Origin of the sequence: Crocosphaera sp. UHCC 0190, assembly GCF_034932065.1 — a bacterium.
GTDB lineage: Bacteria > Cyanobacteriota > Cyanobacteriia > Cyanobacteriales > Microcystaceae > UHCC-0190.
Genome location: NZ_JAYGHP010000002.1, coordinates 206,474 through 224,685 on the forward strand (window position 1 = coordinate 206,474; position 18,212 = coordinate 224,685).

Sequence of the window (18,212 nt, forward strand, 5' to 3'; positions counted from 1 at the left end):
CTGGAGTTTTCTGGAGTTTTAAGCTTGTTCAGTAACTGTTCAATCTGATCTTTCTGTCGATTAATAGTCAAGATATCCGGTTACTGACAGGAATGCTTTTGATTTGGCTTCTATCATGAGAATTACAAGCTGATTGAGGACATTGGCTTACCCTGAATTAGCTAGGTAAATTAATCTAATTAATGGCTCACAATGATGATTTTTGAATAGTTCAAACTGCTCAGAAAACAGTTTTTTTAAAATTGATTAGCTGATTAAGTTTTTTCGTATCTAATATTACACTCTTGCTCGACAAAACTGGATATTCTAGTCGTGCAGATATGAATTGATTCCTGTTCATTTTTTTGATAAACATGGGGGTTATACAAATGTACTTCCCTGTCATTAACTAAAGGCTCCCTTAGATTGATACAGAGTGGCTCTGCCCTTGGTTCTGTTCAGGCTTTCTAAGTTTACGTCCTGTATCCTAACATTAATTAATAATATCTGCAACCTATCATCAGAGAGAGTCTCTTATGGAGGATTAGTCTATATCTGACAAATCATCTAGAATAGTGTCTAGATGCTAAAATAGCAGGGAATTTGCCTAACTCGGCTCGATCAGAAAGGATACTATCATCAATAGAGAGTCAGGGAATAGAGTAATTGGCAAATAACTCCGATCAATCTTTATGATTGCAACGACTCAACAATTTATCAATAGAGGATGTAAGTTAGTAACACAATGACTCCAGAAAAAAAAACGCCCGTACTGGAAGAAACTTTAACCCAGTCTATGTTAGATTGGGTCGTAGAGATTGAACATTCCGAGAGAACCGTTTTTGAAAAATCTCAAGCCTTGGCCAGCCGTTTAGGGGCCCATTACCGTCATGATGGTATCACAGAAATTGGGTTTTGGACACCAGAATTAACAGGGGAAATCATGCAAGCGAGAGAAATTTATCTCGAAGTTTTCACCCCTCTCAAAAATATTAATTGGCAGCAACAAGAACAAACGATTAAAGTACGACGGGACTGTCTGCAACTCAAACAACAGGGGGAATTTTTTTGGGGTGCGATCGCTGGAATGAAACCAGGAAACAAAGAAGAAGTCGGGTCATTTTACTGGTTACGTTATTATGATCATTTCGGGAAATTGAAAACGGTTAGAGATTTAGTTCCCTATTCTCTTCCTTTTGGAATTTTTGCCCCAGCAGAATTATATGATATGGCAACGGTTCAAAAAAAGCGAGTTGATCTTGACTATTTTAAAAAAACAGGAGTTCCTTCTAGTAGTGAAGAAATTCCTCCTCGTGTTGCTGCTCCCACGAATATTTTACAACTTCATGTTGGCACTGCATCCCCAGAGGGAACCATTGCTGGATTAACGAAAATTTATCAAGAAATCAGCCATAAACTTGTTAATAATAATCTCCTAACTCCCGTTGAAGAAAATTATATTGGCTATGATGCCATTCAATTACTTCCTATCGAACCCACCATTGAATATCGAGATGATTTGAGTCCAGAAAGCGGAATATTTGTCCTTCCTGTTGAGGATAAAAGTCCGAGAAGTCGCTTGCTTCCTCCGATGAATCGTTCCCCTTTAAAACTGATTAAACCAAACACCCAGGATTGGGGTTATGATGTTCCAATTTTAGGATCAAGTGCCACAAATCCAGCCCTATTAGGAAGTCTTCGTCCTGATGAATTAATTGAATTTATTGGGACATTACATAATTTTCCCACTGGGCCAATTCACTTAATTTATGATTTGGTTTATGGTCATGCCGATAATCAAGCGGAACTTTTAATTAATCGGCAATTTCTTAAAGGGCCGAATATGTATGGGCAAGATTTAAACCATCAATTACCAATGCCCCGTGCTATTTTATTAGAAATGCAAAGACGGAAAATTAATACAGGTGCCGATGGCATTCGTATTGATGGTGGTCAAGATTTTCGCTTCTTTAATCCCTTAACAGGACGAGTAGAACAGGATGATGCTTATTTATTAGCAATGGCTAATGTTGAACAAGAAATTGAAGGTCATAAACGGCTCTTATTTACAATTTTTGAAGACGGCAGACCCTGGCCAGAAGAGGGATGGGAAGAAAAATCAACTTATCGAGATCTCATTGAATTAATGCCAGAATCCTATCAATGGGGCCCCTTGATTTTTGCCCATAATACCCCGACTTTAAAAGGGTTTTGGGAAAAAAAATGGCAACGAATTTGTGAAGTGATGGAAAAAGGAGATCACTGGATTACTGGTTGTGGAAATCATGATACTGTGAGGCGAGGTAATCAAGTTGATCCCACTCAACCGATTAATGAAAAATTGGGAAATACCTTATCTGAAGTCATTCATAATGCCTATGATAATCCAGCAATTAGTCTCTGGGTTTATGGTTTTATGCCAGGTTTACCCATGGACTTTATTAATGCTTTAATGCGAGTGCCTTGGATGTTTTTCCGCAACACAGATGATCGTTATGGGGTGAAAGTTGTTTCGGAAGAAATGGGCTTTTTAGATTGGCAAATAACCCCAGAGATTTATGAACAGAATTGGGCTTTTAAACGGGTAAAGTCTTTAGGATTTGATACCCTAGAAGTCCTGCGAGAATTTGGTCAGGCAATTGCCCTCAGCATGGTAGAAAGAGAATACGATTTAGAAGCAGTAATTAAGTTTTGTCAAGCTTGCTTTGGAGAATTCAACGATGCTCAAGTTTGTGAGATTTCTGTTTTAGGAAAATTAAACCGTCATGAAAGTCTTCCTTTCCTGAAAAACCTCACTATTCCAAAGCTGAAAAAGTTTGCTTTACTGTTTATGGAAGATTGCCATGAAGTGTGTAATGTCTCCCATTATGAAGATCTCCTCAATCCGGCACAAGTTCGCTATAATTTAGAACTGCGTCGCTTCCGTAAAACTCATCCTTGGCTCCATCATAACTTACAACAAATGGATCGTTTTAATCGCATTAATGAAGAAGAAAGAACCGTTTTTTATGGAATGCGAACTAATCCTGAAAATCATTCCGAACAAATTGTTATGGTATCCCATCTTGAAGGCGATCCTTTGACCATTACCATCGGAGATTGGCTACAATTAGATCTGAATGAGTGGGAAATTGCGATCGCTTCCCCAGGACTCGATCCCAACACAACTTTAGCTGATTTGCGCTGTTTTGAACTATGTGACTCTCAAGGGTTACTCTTAAAACGAGTTACTCAACCCTCAACAGACACCCCTCAAACCCCACCAACTAAGTCATCGAGTCGTGTCAGAAGGAGCGCAAAAGACAAACGCAAGAAAACGGCTGCATCCCCTAAAAACCCCTCATAAACCCCAAAAACCCAAGTTTTTTGACTTGGGAACCTACCGTTTTTCTGATTATCTAAAAATTATGGCAGTCAAAAAACAATTTTCCAGTTTTGAAGAACTTCTGATGACATCAAATGTCCCGGTTTTAGTGGATTTCTATGCTACCTGGTGCGGCCCTTGTCAGATGATGTCCCCTATTTTAGAACAAGTAGGAACCCAGATGAGAAACCGCTTACAAGTCATCAAAATTGATACGGATAAATACCCAGGAATTGCCTCCAAATACGGTATTCAAACCTTACCCACTTTGGTATTATTTAAAAAAGGCAAACCTGTAAAACGGATTGAAGGAGCAATGCAAGCTTCCCAATTAATGCAGCATCTGCAAATTTTAATCTAGTTTTTGGGTTAAGTAAATCAGTTGGGTTGCTTTACCAAAAAATTCAACCCTTTTTAACTCTTAATTTTTCCTGATCAAAACTCCCTAAATGTTATGGATAATAATAAGCGAAATTTCTTGATTCAAAATAAAGTCATCGGTGTTCTAGAAATTAAAATTGATCGTCTGGAAATCAGAGCAGAAACCATTCAAGAAAAACTTAATGGGATTGAGACTGTTTTGTCTCAAAAAGATCAGAATAACTCTCAAATTATCAAAGAGATCAACGACTTAAAAACTCAATTAGCAAAACCCGTTACAGACAGAGAAAGTGATCTTAAAACAGAACTTAAAGAGCTTAATCAAAAATTAGATATTATCCAAGGAATTGCTATCATTATTTTACTCGGAATTATTATTGATATTTTCTCAAAACCTCTTTTAACTGCTTTTACTATGGGCTAATTTGGTATGAGTTCTCAGTTTAAAAGTCAAAAGAAAGATTACAAATTATCCGAAGGGACTCCATTAGCCTTATAGATTATATAATAGAGAGTTTGCATAAGAATTAGGAGACAGCCTCATGGCTCGGATGTATTACGACGCAGATGCCAACCTTGACCTTTTAGCCGATAAAACCGTTGCGATCATCGGTTATGGTTCCCAAGGTCACGCCCACGCCCTAAATTTGAAAGATAGCGGCATAAAAGTCGTTGTGGGGCTGTATCCAGGCAGTAAATCAGCTAAAAAAGCCGAAGATGCTGGCTTAAAAGTTCTCAGCGTCTCAGAAGCAGCCAGTGTCGCTGACTGGATCATGATTTTGCTGCCTGATGAAGTCCAAAAAACCATTTATAAAGAGGAAATTGAACCTAACCTACGGAATGGCAAGGTTTTATTATTTGCCCACGGGTTTAATATTCATTTTGGGCAAATTGTTCCCCCTGAAACCGTTGATGTCATTATGGTTGCCCCTAAAGGCCCTGGCCATTTAGTGCGACGTACCTATGAACAAGGGGAAGGAGTTCCCTGTTTATTTGCCGTTTACCAAGATGCTACCGGCCAGGCCCGCGATCGCGCCATGGCCTATGCTAAAGGAATCGGTGGAACCCGTGCCGGTATCCTAGAAACTACCTTCAGAGAGGAAACAGAAACCGACTTATTTGGGGAACAGGTGGTTCTCTGTGGTGGTTTGTCTGCCTTAATTAAATCAGGGTTTGAAACCCTCGTGGCCGCAGGTTATCAACCGGAATTAGCCTATTTTGAATGTCTCCATGAAGTCAAATTAATTGTGGATTTGATCGTGGAAGGGGGACTAGCTAAAATGCGTGATAGTATCTCCAATACCGCCGAATATGGAGATTTAACCAGAGGGCCGCGCATTGTTACCGATGAAACCCGCGCTGAAATGAAAAAAATTCTTAAAGAAATTCAAAGCGGACAATTTGCACGGGAATTTGTCTTAGAAAATCAAGCGGGTAAACCAGGATTTACGGCCATGCGTCGTCAAGAAGCAGAACATCCCATTGAAGAAGTCGGGACAGATTTACGGGCCATGTTTAGCTGGTTAAAGGATAAATAAAGGCCATGAAGAAAGGGGAATAGGGGATGATTTGCGATTACTTATTAGGTTCGTCCACTAATTGATCGCGGTTTCCTTTAACCCTTTCTTCCATTTCTGTTACTTCAGCATCATGTTGTTCACTGGGTTTCCTAATTTTGGGATTAGGCATCAAACCCAGTAAAGACTGATTAATACTGGTGCGCGTTTGTCTGCTAATGGTACTTAGGGGTTTGGGTAAAAAACTATCCCCCATGCCGATAAAAATTAAGCCCACGACAAAGATAATTGTTCCTAGTTTTTTCATGACTTTTTACCTAACAGTTTCATGTTTATTGTTCCCAATAAATTACTTAATTTTCCAACAAATTCGGTTGTCTTCCTGAATTTCAATCAATCCCTCTTGTCGCAATTTTCCCATTAAGCGTGTCACTGTTACCCTCGTGGTGCCAATGGCACTGGCAATTTGAGCCTGGGTTAATGGATAGGGTAAATAATAGCCTTTTTCCGTCCCTTCCCCTTCTTCTAGAGCTAATAGGGTAAAAAAACCAATCAGTCGATCAACGGTTCGTTTTTGTGCCATAATACTCATCCACAATAATTTACGTTGATGCTGTTGGCGAAACATTTCTAAGACTTTGATATACCAGGTTAATGAAGCGGCTAATTCATGCCAATAGAACCAAATGACTGAGGTTTTTTCTAAATGGGCATAAGCATGGATAATACTCTGAGGATGTTCCGTAATTTCAAAGGGCTGTCCTATCCCAATAATACCCAGAAAAATGGCTTCGGTGATCTCCTTTTCTAAGGATGGTTGCTCTTCTTTTAGGGGTGAACATCCCATCAAACGCACTGCTCCTTGTGTTACTAAATACAGTAACCCAGGACGGGCTGGAATTTGTTGATCTTTCTGAAAAATACGCTGACGACAATGGGAACGGGCCCAATTACACAGTTCTTGCCATGTGCTAAAGGGTTGCTCTGTCTCAAAAATAGGAGGGGGTTTAGAGGAAAACATCTCAGGGGCGTTAATCTAGATGAGGACGGAAAATATTGATTTATCTTAATCAGTAGGGATTAAATCTGGCAAATAAAGGGTTTTTGGCGAATTTTTAGCGGTTAGAAATGACTATAACTTATTTTTCTCTGCAAAGGCAGTTACAACAGTCCCTAGAGACTCTATTGACCCCTTGGTATCCCTTAAAAGTTCCTGGTTGTGAACTTCCTCGATACACGGTTTCTGTGTTTCGTTTACCTCATCTCCATTCCCTTACCTATCGTTGTGCGATCGCAGTTAAGTTGGCCCCTCAGTTTTCTGTTTCTCCTGTTACCCTAGCTGAAGAAATCTTGAACTTGATAGAAAGGCAAGTTTCTTCCTTCAGCTTTACTGTAAAATTGGTTGCTCCTGGTTGGTTACAGTTTGAATTAAGCGATCGCACTTTGGCTGACTGGTTACAAAATTTACCTACCTTTCCCTGGCCAGTCAAAAATAATCCCCTAATGTCAGTAAATGATAACAATTTATTCCCCCTAGAATACTCTCAAACCCGTTGTGGTGCGTTACTAAGGTTAGGAGAGCAAGAGGGGATTATTCAGTTAAATAATGGGTTATTTGAGCCAAATTTTCAGTCATTTACACACCCTCAGATCATCCCTTGGTATGACTTAGAAAGGGAACAATTAAGATTATCAGATCCGGTAGAGCGATCGCTGATTTCTCAACTTGTTACTACGACGGATCGCTTAGTAAACGAGTCTTCTGTCGATGAAATAAAGTTAGCAAATCATTTAAGTGAGTCTTTCTTAAAATTTGACAGTTACTGTCGTATTTTCGGCGAAACTGCCCTAGTTAATCCTGAATTATCCCAAGTAAGATTAGGATTAGTTGCCCTTACCCAGTATATATTAAAAGGGTTGTGGTTATCTCAAATTGAACGACCCCCTCGCCCTCAATTGTAAAGTTAAGCAACGAATCAAAAAAGAATCTTAAGCATAGTGACAAAATGCAAAGTTTCCTGTATATTTATTTGTAGTGTGAGGAGCGAACCAGCAAGAGAGCCGAGACGAAACATGGAAAGTCGTCGGTTCTCTTTCTGATCTTGGGTTAAATTTGAGAATTAAAGGGAAATTCCTCATAATTCTGGTTTTTAGCTCTAATCACCTCTTTGCGTCTCGTTTCTAAGAGTTCACTAAATTCTTGAGAGAGTCGGGGCATTTGTTCTAGGAGGGTGGCGATCACCTCAGGGGATAAAACAGCCACTTCCAAATCATCTAAGGCGATCACTGAGACATCACTACATTCTCCGGTTAATAGAATCTTTTCTCCAAAAAATTCCCCTTTACCTAACTGAGCAATTTCTTGTTCTTGACCAAGATTATCTCTCACTAAAATAGCCGCATAGCCAGTTAAAATCAAATGGAGTCCGGCAATTCTTTCCCCTTCTTGAAAGATCCATTCTCCTTGAGCATAATATCGGAGATTGGTGGCATCTTTTTCTTTCGTTAATCGTTCCGCAGCGACTGACCCAAAATTAGGCAGCGATCGCATCATTTCTGTCACTTTGGCCACTGGGTTAGGTTTGGGCATTTCGGAAAGATTCATTTGATATTCTGTTTGAATGGGGTAAGGAATGGTCAAATGATACCGTTTGGCAGCATACCAAACTCGAATCACAAAATCATTGCGAATAGTCAACATCCCTTCGTAATCTTGAATAAATAAACCAATTTTATAAATAATCGAAAAATCAGCATAGTTTTCAATTCTCACCCAAGGTTTGGGATCATTTAAAATTCCTGGGGTGGCTAAAGCCGTTTCTTTGAGGACATAAATCACTTTATTGGGTGGATCATCATAGGAAAAACCAAAAGTAAAAGTTTCAACGTGCAATTCAGTGGGACGATGATAATTAGTAAAATTTCCTTGAGCTAAAATTGAATTAGGAATCACCACGCTATCTTGAGCGCGGGTTTGTAAATAAACAGATCGCCAGTTGACTTTAATCACTTTACCAATGGTATCCCCAACTTTTAACCAATCTCCTAAAGCAAAGGGACGTTCAAACAATAATAAAATCCCTGAAAAGAGATTTTTAAGGGCATCTTGTAAAGCTAAACCAATGACAAGAGAACCGACCCCAAACGCGGTTAAAAGCGCACCTAAATCAACTTGCCACACCGTAGATAGAATAAGGGCAGCAATACAAGTCACCAGAAAGAACCGCATTAAATCGAGTAATAAATCAGGGACTTTAGCTTGCCAACTTTCGGGAGTTGCTTGATCAAACACTAAAACTTTAAAGCCTGAGAGGGCCGCATGAATGATACAAATCCAGACTAAAGTTTTGACAATTCTAATAATCGTTTCTTCTTCAGATATTTCGAGAACTTTTGTTAAAAATAAGAGGAGAGCAACCGTTGGTAAAACTAAGTTACGCAGGATAAAAAATGTTTTAATTAAAGACTTTTCTTCTTGCCGAAGTCGCACAATAACTTCATTTAAAAAAATCATCAAAAAGGGAAAGCCTAAAATGAGAGCGATCGCCCATTGAAACCAGTCTTGACTCGTCAAAGCAACTTGCATAAGAAATTTAATTAGATCCTAAAATAAACGATGACCCATCAGGGTTTTACTTTTGACTTCCTGTAGGGCCATAATATATGATGCCGAATCTTAGGAGAAACGAGAAAATGAAAGAAACTGTTCTGACTTGGTTAAATCGCTTATTAGTGGCGGATGTTTTTTTAGTCTTATTGGCATTTTTTTGGTTTGCTGCGGCTGTAATTGGACGCTCTATCGGGGTTCCCCTGGGGTTTGATTTATGGTACAAACTATGGCAACCTTTATTTAATCCAGCCATTGGTATTCTTTTTTTAGGGGCAATTTTAAGTTGGTTAATTAATAAGCTTTCTCAAAAATCTTCTCCTAACTCCCCTGAGAATTAAGGGGTTTAGACAACGGCCCCTAGCCTGATTGACCAAGATAGGCTATTGTAAATGTTTAATTAGAGAATATCTAAAGATTTTGTTAATATTGTTACCATAAGCGAGCCTGGGAGAACACACCTTATTATGAGTCAATCCACCAAACCTATTGTTGTCGCACCTTCTATCCTCTCGGCTGACTTCAGTCGCTTAGGAGAAGAAATTCAAGCCGTAGATCGCGCTGGTGCTGACTGGATTCATGTAGATGTCATGGATGGTCGTTTTGTCCCCAATATCACCATTGGGCCCTTAATTGTGGATGCCATTCGTCCTTATACGAAAAAGCCTTTAGATGTTCATTTAATGATCGTCGAACCCGAAAAATATGTCGCTGACTTTGCGAAAGCGGGTGCGGATATTATCTCTGTTCATGCAGAACACAATGCGTCTCCCCACTTACATCGTACTCTCGGCCAAATTCGGGAATTAGGAAAAAAAGCAGGGGTTGTTCTCAATCCTTCCACTCCTTTAGATTTGATTGAATATGTCCTAGAATTGTGCGATCTAGTCTTGATTATGAGTGTTAACCCTGGTTTTGGGGGTCAAAGCTTTATTCCTGAAATGGTTGCCAAAATCCGTAAACTTCGTCAAATGTGTGACGAAAAGGGCCTCGATCCTTGGATTGAAGTGGATGGTGGTTTAAAACCTGGTAACACCTGGCAAGTCTTAGAAGCAGGTGCTAATGCGATTGTCGCTGGATCGGCTGTATTTAAAGCACCAAGCTATGCTGAGGCCATTGAAGGGGTTCGCAATAGCAAACGTCCTCAACCTGAGTTAGCGACCGTCTAAACTTTCACAATTTATTAATGTAAGGTGGTCTTGCCCACCCTACCCTTTTCGGCGATCGCTGCGATCGCCTTTTTTTGTTTGATTTTTGTAATGCTTTTTAATATAAATCCTAGTTGACTTCTGTAACATTTTATACAAAAATAGAGATAGATAATAAATCCTTGATAATTGTCCCCATGAACCCATCTTTTCTCCCCCCCGATGATTTACCCTATTGGATGTCTAATGACTTAGAGCTTTATTGGGAATTTAATGAAGTTGTTAGTCGTCTGTTTTATCATGCTTGTGATCAACAAATTCAACAATTATTGTCAAAATGTGGTTGGAATTTAATCACAGGTGGTGATGGTTTAACCTTGGTTTTAATTTGTCCTAAACAGGGTTTAACTTGGCAAATTTTGAAGTCTTTAGAAACCCTTAGTAACTATTTAAAAGAACTGGGAAAACAGGCTAAAATCCGCATTTATCCCCCACCAACCACAGGCAGTCCGATGGAGGTTTTAATCTGGGAAAACCAAGAAAGCTATTCCTAATAGCTGAAAAATCAACGAAGTTAGGTATTCAGAATGGTTTCACGTGATTCTTAATATCTAGCTTTTTTTGTGAGATATAGTAATCAAAATAATAATATTGTTAACTGCGACAGGATGCTCAGGGAGATTAATTCTATTAACTAAACTTAGGGGATTTTCTCATCAAAATTTAAGCTTGATTAATTATACTCTTTAATATCAGGATAAGCTGCCCAGAAAAAATCTACTTTCTTTGTCAAGATTTTATCATGAATCCTGACCAGTTTATTCCCGTTCTAATTGAGAACTGCTACCATAAAGTCAATTCTGTTTATTGCCATACTTTTTGAGGTTTTTACAGTATGAATCCTGTTATTTTTTGGCTCATTATTCATCCTGCATTGACAATAATTTCTGTCTTTCCCTTAATAGGAATTGTCTCTTATTATGCTTGGCAAACTCGTCAAAGAAGATTACAAACCCTCGAAGGAAACAAGAGTAAAATCCCCCCTATTGTTGGCAGAGAACACGTCCAAATTGGTCGTTGGTTATCAAGTTTTGTTGTTGGGATAACCCTCTTAGGTTTAGCTCATCCTATTGGGAAAAATATCATTAATCAACAGCTTTGGTCAAGTAATTTTTTCCAATTCCTTTTTTTGATGTTCATGTTTATGGTAACAATTGCTTCTTTAGTTATGTTACATCGTTCTCGACAAAAACATTGGCGCGGTATTTTTGCCACCTTAACGGGCATGGGAGTCGTAATTTTAGGCTGTCAAGAAGGAGTCTATCGTCGTACCAATGAATGGTATATCTCCCATTACTATTATGGAATTGTTGCTGCTTTATTAATGATCTTTTCTTTAGCAATTATCGAAGATATTTATCAAGATCGCTCAAATCGTTGGCGCAATATTCACATTATTTTAAATTGCTTTGCTTTGTTATTATTTATGGGACAAGGTATCACAGGAACACGGGATTTATTAGAAATTGGCCAGGGATTATAAAAAATAAAAAGAGCTAGTGATCATAACAATCACTAGCTAAATTCAGTTATATTCCAACGTCGAAAAATCTAGTTACCGTTACCAACAAATGCAATTGTCAAGCTATCTGATACCAAGAAATGATCTAAATGATAGGCACGTTCTTCTGTTTCTAGAAGCATTTTTTCGTATAGGTAACGAGTTGCTCTATCCCCTAAACTTTCTGCTTGGGACGCTTGACTACGCAACATTTTAATGATGTCTTGTTCTGCTTTCAAGTCATTCTCAACCATGGTGCGACAATCATACATCCCATCGGGTTCAGTCTCAAAGCAGCACATTTCAGCTAATTTGCTGAAGCTGGCCACGGGAATTCCACCTAACCCATTTAAACGCTCTGCGAGATCATGAACATGACCCCGAACTTCTTCATAGCTTTCGCTGAAATACTCATGCAAAGAATAAAATTCTGAACCCTCAACCACAAAATGGTGTTTTTCATACTGTAGGAACAACGCTTGAAAGCTTGCGATGGCAATATTAAAGCCTTCACAAACGGGAGTTGTTACGCTTTTGTCTAGTCCGACTGGATTGTCTCCTACTTGGTCAAAAGCACGAATTGGGGCTTTAACTTGAGTGGTTGCCATGTGTGTATTCCCTTCTTAACTACACTTCTATCAATAAAATACCTCATTTTAGCAACAGTTTATCGAGACTCCGTAAAATCCTCAAGAAAGATTTAGATTTTCCCTAGGACAACCTTGGTAAGACTCTTCTGGCTTCTGGCCTATCTTGCACTTCAATTTTTTGTAGAAAATACTTGAGAATAATTAGCATTTGTCCGGTATACTAGGTAAGGAAACAATGACAATATTATTCATTTGTCAGTGTCAATGAATTCAACCAACCTCCCCCTAGAATCGAGTCAAGTTGTACAAGTCGAGTGGAGCGATCGCTGGATTGTCTACCATCGCCTTCAGGAATTACATATCCCTTCCTATTGTGCAACCCATCAGCCTTTACAAGTCCAGCTATCGAGTCCCACGGAAGCCATTCAGCTATGGAGTGTCATCAAACAATACTCGGCCTCTCGTCGGGAGTTGATTGAATGGCTACATACTTGTTGGCAAGCTAAAGAGACTTAAATTCTCAATTAACCTCTTAGTAAATAAAAAATTATGTCAAATCTTACCGCCGTTTCCCAATTTCGCTTAGTCGGTCAATTAGAAAGTTTTGTCATCAAAGAAGGGGATAAACTTAAATATCTCCGAATTAAGGTGAATGAACGAGAATATTGGTTGAAAATCCCCAAACAACTCCGGTCTGAGATCGATCCCAATCTGTCCCCTGGAACCTGGTTAGAAGTGACAGGAACCAGAGAAACGAAGAAGAAAATGGGATTTTTCGAGCTAAAAGTTAGCACCGTTAATTTGTTACCAACTCCTGACATTTCCTATGCAGTAATTGTATCAGAAACCCCCAATCAAGCATCAGGAAAAATTTTAGTTTGTCAAAAATCCAGTTGTTGGAAACGAGGGGGAGAAAAGTTATGTCAACAGTTAGAAAAACAGTTAGGGGAGCAAGGGTTAAGCGATCGCGTAGAGATTCAATTAACGGGATGTTTAAAACAATGTAAACAGGGGCCTAACCTGGTTATGTTACCTGATAAAACCCGTTACTCCCAGGTAAAACCTTACCAAGTGACTGAATTATTAGACAAGCATTTTAAGCCTTAGAAAGTAATACTACAGCATAGACAGCAATTCCCTCTTCCCGTCCCACTGGGCCTAACTTCTCGTTAGTTGTCGCTTTGATACTAACTTGATCAGGATTAATGCTTAAAGTTTGAGCCAATTTTTCCTGCATGGCCCGAAGGTGGGGCTTCATTTTGGGTTTTTCTGCCACAATCACCGAATCAATATTACCAATGTGCCAACCCTGCGATCGCACCAATTGATTAACCTCTTGTAACAATAATAAACTGTTAGCTCCGGCCCATTGGGGGTCAGAGGGGGGAAAATAATGACCAATATCCCCTAAACTGAGGGCCCCTAACATCCCGTCCATAATGGCATGAGTCAGCACATCAGCATCACTATGGCCCATAAGTCCCAGGGGATGAGGAATCGTGATTCCCCCTAAAATTAAAGGACGGTTTGGCCCTAAACAATGGATATCATAACCGTTACCAATGCGAATGTTCATCACTATTTAATTAACCTTTTATCGTACAATGTTGGCCAGACTAGGTGGCCGAGGTATTTAGGAGATGACGCAAAAAAAAGAAACCCTAATAACGATTGTATCCTTGATGATTACCCTAGGGATTCTTGGGGGGGGTTATTGGTGGTTTACCCATCAAAATCAAGGTAATCTCAACAATGTGTTATCTTCTCCTACTTCTGACAATCAACCCGCTACCTCTGATCGTCCCTTACCCGTTCCCCCTTCTCCCGCTTCAGTGACGGCCTTTAGTCCCCCGACTAATGTACCAAAGGGAACGAGGGTAAAAATTGATGGGTCTACCAGTATGGTATTAATCAATCAAGCCTTAAAAAATCGCTTTGAACAGCAATTTCCTGGCACTCAGGTGATGACGAATGCTCAAGGGTCAAGTAAGGGGATTCAAGGGCTACTAGAGGCGAGAATTGATCTGGCAGCTATTTCCCGTCCCTTAACGGCCCAGGAACAACAACAGGGGTTAGTGGCCATTCCCATTGCTCAAGATGCGATCGCCGTTGTGGTGGGAGTAAATAATCCTTTCCGTAAAGGGTTAACCATGATGCAGGTTAAGGATATTTTTCAAGGTAAGATTACTAATTGGTCAGAGCTAGGGCGATCGCCTGGTAGGATTGAGGTAATTAATCGGCCTTCGGTAAGTGGGACGCGACAAACCTTTGCTGAATTAGTCTTAAATGGGGAAAATTTTGGCAATACGCCCAATATTACGACTTTAGATCATGATGCGACTACACCGATTTTACAACGGTTAGGAACAAATGGCATAAGTTACGCTACCTATGCTCAAGTTGCGGAGCAACAAACGGTGAAAACCTTATCAATTGATGGGTTAACTCCTGAAGCTTCAACCTATCCCTATCAACGAACCTTATTTTATAGTTATAAAAATCCACCCTCTGAAGTTGTCAAAGCATTTTTAGGTTATGGGACTTCTCCCACGGGACAACAAGTGATTCAAGATGCTCAATAATTTTTCAATACTGCTATCTTTCTAACTTCGTGATCATTTTTTTTCTTGAAGATTAGCTTAGTTAATGATGCTATCTCTAACTTTTAAGAAACCCTCAAGCAATTTTCAACAACTCCCGATAAAATAGAGAAATGCTAGTTTAGAGGATGAGGAGTGGTACTATGTTCAAATACTTTTTGCCCATGACAGCGTTAGTGGTGTCAGTAACGGGGGTTGGGATTTCCCTCGCGCGAGAAGAAATCAGATGCTATTTGGGGTTATCTTCAGCAGCTTGTCATACTTCGGAAGTTAAATCAGTCTCTCCTTCCCCATTGAAACCGCTTTTTAATCATAAACCTATTCAGGAAACTATTGCCCCAAACAACCATCAGGAGAGTCAAGTCAATCTAGAAAATTCTGAAACTAAAACCTCATCAGAGGTTAACTCGTCTGAGCCAGAAAAGCAGGATGTAACGACGACTCAAGACATGAATACTGCCTCATCAGAGGATAAAATGTCTGAGAGTAAATTTATTCCTGTCGAGGAACTTTCTGCTGTCAAAGAGAGGCAACCACCTGTGAATTATGATAATTCTTCCTCTGCATCTCCAGAAGAAACTGTCGGCATTCCCATTGAAGTTGAACCTTATCAAGAATCTTCAAATTCTCAACCTCAAAACTAATAAAATTTTAGGAGAGTTCCTCTGAACAAAAAATGCTAGATAATATTTTAGTCTTGATAGTTAGTGGGTTATTTTCAGGACTACTAGCAGGAATTTTAGGAATTGGTGGAGGAACGGTTTTAGTTCCTCTTTTAATTGCTCTCAACCATACCCCTTTACAAGCAGTGGCTACCAGTAGTTTAGCCATTGTGATTACATCTTTATCGGGAAGTATCCAAAATTGGCGCATGGGATACTTTAATTGGCGGCAAGTTATCTTATTAGGAATTCCTGCTATTATTACGGCTCAATTAGGAGTAAAAGTTGCTAATTATTTACCCGATTATATTTTACTAACTGCCTTTGGTACGTTCTTGATTTTTAATATCTTTTTAGGGAATTTACGCCGTCAATTAATTTTCAAAAATTCAGATTTATCTTTGTCTAACTTTTCAATAAAAATGGCAGGATTATTAACAGGTGCGATGGGAGGATTTCTAGCTGGTTTATTTGGTATTGGTGGCGGAGTTATTATGGTTCCTCTGCAAATGTTGTTATTAAAAACAACGATTAAAGTTGCTATTCAAACCAGTTTAGGCGTGATTGTGATTACTTCAATTTCTTCTACTATTGGTCATGCTTTGAGGGGTAATGTTTTATTTCTGGTTGGCATTATTTTGGGATTAGGGGGATTAGTTGGGGCGCAAATTAGCACCCGTTTTTTACCCAGATTACCTGATAAAGTTGTAAGCTTTTGTTTTTATGGAATGTTAGGAATTCTAGCAGTTTATATCTTTATTAAGGCTTGGATGAGTTATCAATAAATATCACTACAAAGCCGAATCAAAAATTTGTTGTGCTGTCAGGTTGAGTTGGGGAAATAAAGGCGATGCAATAAAATTATTTCCCCTAAATACAGTCATTTGATAATCTCCCTCAACTAATTCGCAAATTGTAATAGTTGGTTGTTTAGGATTACCAGTAAATCTTTTGCCACCGAGTGCGGCATAGTCCACAATCCAATACTCAGGAATTCCCATGTCTTCGTAGTCCCTTAACTTGTCGTAGTAATCGTCTCGCCAGTTAGTGCTAACAACTTCAACGGCTATTGGGATAGATGCAGCTTGAACAACAGTCGATTGCTTGCTCCACAGAGGTTCATTAACGAGATTGTCATGATTTAATAGCAAAATGTCGGGAGAATAGCTTGAATTATTGCTCTGAATTTTGATAAAGGCAGTTTTGGGGATACGAAACGGAAGCCCCATTTGCAAGAACTGGAAGGTTATCTGTGCCGCCAAAAATCCAACAACATTTTCGTGTTCGCCAGTTGGGGGTGGCATTTCTATGATGACTCCTTTATGTAGTTCGTATCTTACCCCGTTTGAGGGGTACCATTCGATAAATTGTTTAAAGGTTACTAACTTGGATCGGGTTTGGGTCATAGTTACCACCTCCACAGATATTTGATGTCTTTCTTAAAACAATTTTCAAAAACAGGAGATAACATTAAATTCCTAATTCATGATAAAGCTCATTTTTATTATTACAAGTGGTTAAGTTTTTCTGTTCTTCTATATTCTTAATCGCTTGTTGAGTTTCGGCTCTCCCGTACTTGTGGTGATAAGTAAAGCTTATAATTCGTAGGGTGGGTTAGACGCGGCTATGATTTTGATGAAAAACTAATAAGTTTTAATCCGCGTCGTAACCCACCATCTTAAGTATTGTAGCTGATTATACATTTTATACCAAGATGTCGGGAGAGCCTAGAGTTTTAATTTAAGTGCAATAATATCTCAGGGCCTATAGGCAGATACAGATTACCCAATTTACATCTACCATTGTTTATTAGCATACAAAAAAGTAGTATGGTTTGTCAAGGTTATTCTGTCGTTAATTATTGATAATCTTTTGCAAATTTTTTTGATCATGCTGAACATTTTTAGGGCTGTTTAGTATAAATGATTACTCTTTTTGGTCGAATCCGAACTTAAGAAATACAAATATAATACATTCTTATAAATAAATCAGTCTTATTTTTCAGGGTCATTCAAGGAGATCGCTTCTTTTCAATTGATGATTATTGGGTTTTGTCCCTCAACCCAACCTACAAGATAGGCGTTGCCGAAGGCACTGCGGAGCAGAGCACACTATAAAGTGCTGACCTGGTAAGCACGAATTGCTTCATCTATTGTTGCAATTGTCAGGCCATTTTGTAAAGCTTGACAGATGAGCATTCTATCAAATGGATCACGATGTAAAGGTGGTAGTTGAGCTAATTGAATAACACTTTTTTCATCTAAATCAAGGTTAACAATTTGATGACGATTACGCTCTTTTGGTAAATAAATTTCAGGTGAGTCTGGTAATGGTAGCTTACCTAATTGATATTTAACAATACATTCCCAAATGGAAACAACGCTCAAGTAAATTTCGTTATCTGAATCACGAATACAGTCACGAACATCTATTGATAAACGATTGTTACCACTAATAAACCAGAGAAAAATATGGGTATCTAGTAAAATCCTCATTGACCTTCAAATGCGCTGAGAATATCTTCTGGTAAAGGAGCATCAAAATCTTCTGGAACGGTAAATTCTCCAGCACATAAACCAAATGGTCGTAATGGTTTATTATTGGTAATGGGTCTAAGTTCAGCAAGCTGTTTCTCTTTTAGTTCAGCCATCAAACGGGAAGCGATCGCATCTTGTTGATCTGGGGGAAGTTTTTTGAGTTCTGTAATTACTTGTTGGAGAAGTTCAGTCATAGTTTTAGGGGATAATATATAGACTATTATTTGTCATTCTAGCTTAATAATAATCTTAATTTAACTCAATTT

At 38.9% G+C, this 18,212-nt stretch carries 22 protein-coding genes; 14 read left to right on the top strand and 8 right to left on the bottom strand.

What is annotated here, in order from left to right:
- Positions 1-724 precede the first annotated feature (724 nt).
- From gghA to ilvC, 4 genes are all read left to right on the top strand, one after another.
- Positions 725-3,325, top strand: coding sequence for a glucosylglycerol hydrolase (gghA, locus tag VB715_RS04080; protein ID WP_323299917.1), 2,601 nt, complete (start codon positions 725-727; stop codon positions 3,323-3,325).
- 61 nt (positions 3,326-3,386) lie between these two features.
- A complete protein-coding gene (gene trxA / locus VB715_RS04085) occupies positions 3,387-3,704 on the top strand; it encodes a thioredoxin (RefSeq protein ID WP_323299918.1) in 318 nt (105 codons plus the stop codon).
- Positions 3,705-3,797: 93 nt separating this feature from the next.
- Entirely contained in the window at positions 3,798-4,148 is a 351-nt protein-coding gene (locus VB715_RS04090) for a hypothetical protein (protein ID WP_323299919.1), read from the top strand.
- A 118-nt stretch (positions 4,149-4,266) separates the two neighbouring features.
- On the top strand, positions 4,267-5,262 hold the full coding sequence (gene ilvC, locus VB715_RS04095; RefSeq protein WP_323299920.1) for a ketol-acid reductoisomerase: 996 nt from the start codon (positions 4,267-4,269) through the stop codon (positions 5,260-5,262).
- Positions 5,263-5,299: 37 nt separating this feature from the next.
- Here ilvC and VB715_RS04100 read toward each other — a convergent pair whose 3' ends face one another.
- Both VB715_RS04100 and VB715_RS04105 read right to left on the bottom strand, forming a co-directional pair.
- Positions 5,300-5,548: a hypothetical protein gene (locus tag VB715_RS04100; RefSeq protein ID WP_323299921.1), complete on the bottom strand. Its 249-nt coding sequence runs from the start codon at positions 5,546-5,548 to the stop codon at positions 5,300-5,302.
- A 42-nt stretch (positions 5,549-5,590) separates the two neighbouring features.
- A complete protein-coding gene (locus tag VB715_RS04105; protein WP_323299922.1) occupies positions 5,591-6,262 on the bottom strand; it encodes a Crp/Fnr family transcriptional regulator in 672 nt (223 codons plus the stop codon).
- A gap of 107 nt (positions 6,263-6,369) precedes the next feature.
- On the opposite strand from VB715_RS04105, the gene VB715_RS04110 reads away from it, so the two are divergent.
- Complete coding sequence (locus tag VB715_RS04110; RefSeq protein ID WP_323299923.1) at positions 6,370-7,203, top strand: arginyl-tRNA synthetase; 834 nt, start codon at positions 6,370-6,372, stop codon at positions 7,201-7,203.
- 145 nt (positions 7,204-7,348) lie between these two features.
- Here VB715_RS04110 and VB715_RS04115 read toward each other — a convergent pair whose 3' ends face one another.
- On the bottom strand, positions 7,349-8,827 hold the full coding sequence (locus VB715_RS04115) for a mechanosensitive ion channel domain-containing protein (RefSeq protein WP_323299924.1): 1,479 nt from the start codon (positions 8,825-8,827) through the stop codon (positions 7,349-7,351).
- Positions 8,828-8,934: 107 nt separating this feature from the next.
- Between VB715_RS04115 and VB715_RS04120 the strand changes: the two genes are divergently transcribed.
- The 4 genes from VB715_RS04120 (at position 8,935) to VB715_RS04135 (ending at position 11,539) form a co-directional block, all read left to right on the top strand.
- Positions 8,935-9,189, top strand: a complete 255-nt coding sequence (locus VB715_RS04120) for a hypothetical protein (protein ID WP_323299925.1) — start codon at positions 8,935-8,937, stop codon at positions 9,187-9,189.
- A 126-nt stretch (positions 9,190-9,315) separates the two neighbouring features.
- Entirely contained in the window at positions 9,316-10,017 is a 702-nt protein-coding gene (rpe, locus tag VB715_RS04125; RefSeq protein WP_323299926.1) for a ribulose-phosphate 3-epimerase, read from the top strand.
- Between the two features lie 176 nt (positions 10,018-10,193).
- Entirely contained in the window at positions 10,194-10,550 is a 357-nt protein-coding gene (locus VB715_RS04130; protein WP_323299927.1) for a hypothetical protein, read from the top strand.
- 341 nt (positions 10,551-10,891) lie between these two features.
- Entirely contained in the window at positions 10,892-11,539 is a 648-nt protein-coding gene (locus VB715_RS04135) for a DUF4079 domain-containing protein (protein ID WP_323299928.1), read from the top strand.
- Positions 11,540-11,607: 68 nt separating this feature from the next.
- On the opposite strand, the gene VB715_RS04140 is transcribed toward VB715_RS04135, so the two are convergent.
- Complete coding sequence (locus VB715_RS04140) at positions 11,608-12,165, bottom strand: Dps family protein (protein ID WP_323299929.1); 558 nt, start codon at positions 12,163-12,165, stop codon at positions 11,608-11,610.
- A gap of 246 nt (positions 12,166-12,411) precedes the next feature.
- Between VB715_RS04140 and VB715_RS04145 the strand changes: the two genes are divergently transcribed.
- Both VB715_RS04145 and VB715_RS04150 read left to right on the top strand, forming a co-directional pair.
- Positions 12,412-12,663 carry an Asr1405/Asl0597 family protein gene (locus VB715_RS04145; protein WP_323299930.1) on the top strand — a complete coding sequence of 84 codons (252 nt, stop codon included), beginning with the start codon at positions 12,412-12,414 and terminating at the stop codon, positions 12,661-12,663.
- Between the two features lie 33 nt (positions 12,664-12,696).
- The gene (locus VB715_RS04150) at positions 12,697-13,254 is read left to right on the top strand and encodes a (2Fe-2S) ferredoxin domain-containing protein (protein ID WP_323299931.1); all 558 of its coding nucleotides are present in this window, start codon (positions 12,697-12,699) and stop codon (positions 13,252-13,254) included.
- On the opposite strand, the gene ispF is transcribed toward VB715_RS04150, so the two are convergent.
- Positions 13,244-13,723 carry a 2-C-methyl-D-erythritol 2,4-cyclodiphosphate synthase gene (gene ispF / locus VB715_RS04155; RefSeq protein WP_323299932.1) on the bottom strand — a complete coding sequence of 160 codons (480 nt, stop codon included), beginning with the start codon at positions 13,721-13,723 and terminating at the stop codon, positions 13,244-13,246. The genes VB715_RS04150 and ispF overlap by 11 nt on opposite strands.
- Positions 13,724-13,787: 64 nt before the next feature.
- On the opposite strand from ispF, the gene VB715_RS04160 reads away from it, so the two are divergent.
- The 3 genes from VB715_RS04160 (at position 13,788) to VB715_RS04170 (ending at position 16,194) form a co-directional block, all read left to right on the top strand.
- A complete protein-coding gene (locus tag VB715_RS04160; RefSeq protein WP_323299933.1) occupies positions 13,788-14,729 on the top strand; it encodes a phosphate ABC transporter substrate-binding protein in 942 nt (313 codons plus the stop codon).
- Positions 14,730-14,890: 161 nt separating this feature from the next.
- Positions 14,891-15,391 carry a hypothetical protein gene (locus VB715_RS04165; RefSeq protein ID WP_323299934.1) on the top strand — a complete coding sequence of 167 codons (501 nt, stop codon included), beginning with the start codon at positions 14,891-14,893 and terminating at the stop codon, positions 15,389-15,391.
- 32 nt (positions 15,392-15,423) lie between these two features.
- Positions 15,424-16,194: a sulfite exporter TauE/SafE family protein gene (locus tag VB715_RS04170; RefSeq protein WP_323299935.1), complete on the top strand. Its 771-nt coding sequence runs from the start codon at positions 15,424-15,426 to the stop codon at positions 16,192-16,194.
- Positions 16,195-16,200: 6 nt separating this feature from the next.
- Here the strand turns inward: VB715_RS04170 and VB715_RS04175 are convergent, their stop codons facing one another.
- The 3 genes from VB715_RS04175 to VB715_RS04185 form a co-directional block, all read right to left on the bottom strand.
- Positions 16,201-16,815, bottom strand: coding sequence for a Uma2 family endonuclease (locus VB715_RS04175; protein WP_323299936.1), 615 nt, complete (start codon positions 16,813-16,815; stop codon positions 16,201-16,203).
- A gap of 705 nt (positions 16,816-17,520) precedes the next feature.
- Positions 17,521-17,904 carry a type II toxin-antitoxin system VapC family toxin gene (locus tag VB715_RS04180; protein ID WP_323299937.1) on the bottom strand — a complete coding sequence of 128 codons (384 nt, stop codon included), beginning with the start codon at positions 17,902-17,904 and terminating at the stop codon, positions 17,521-17,523.
- Complete coding sequence (locus VB715_RS04185) at positions 17,901-18,140, bottom strand: prevent-host-death protein (RefSeq protein WP_323299938.1); 240 nt, start codon at positions 18,138-18,140, stop codon at positions 17,901-17,903. The genes VB715_RS04180 and VB715_RS04185 overlap by 4 nt, the downstream gene beginning before the upstream one ends.
- Between the last annotated feature and the right edge of the window lie 72 nt (positions 18,141-18,212).